Source organism: Falsihalocynthiibacter sp. S25ZX9 (assembly GCF_041205405.1).
Classification (GTDB): domain Bacteria; phylum Pseudomonadota; class Alphaproteobacteria; order Rhodobacterales; family Rhodobacteraceae; genus Falsihalocynthiibacter; species Falsihalocynthiibacter arcticus.
In genome coordinates, this window is sequence record NZ_JBGFCD010000164.1 from 1 (window position 1) to 321 (window position 321).

Annotated in this window: 1 pseudogene; it reads right to left on the reverse strand. The window is 50.5% G+C overall.

The features are described from left to right. A pseudogene (locus AB9F29_RS21735) lies at positions 1 to 321 on the reverse strand (RNB domain-containing ribonuclease); the annotation flags it as partial.

Consider the following 321-nt stretch of genomic DNA (forward strand, 5'->3'; position numbering starts at 1 on the left):
AGCGAGGCCAAAATGCGAAAAGTTTTCGGGGCTATAGTAGGCCTGCGTCATCGAACGAATGGTCGAAATATTGATCAACTCATCATGTTCTGTCTTTGCGGCTTGTGCCAAGAGCTGGTTAAAATGGCGGGTTTTAAGCACCTGCCCTTTTGCCAAAGCAAGGCCCGCAGAGATGGCAGTCTCGCGCAAGGCCTCTAGCTTTTCAACGCTTGGTTCCTAGTGCACGCGAAAGAGTAGCGGCTGTTCTTTCTCGATCAAGGTTTCAGCGGCGGCAACATTTGCCAACACCATAAACTCTTCTATCAGACGGTGCGCATCAAG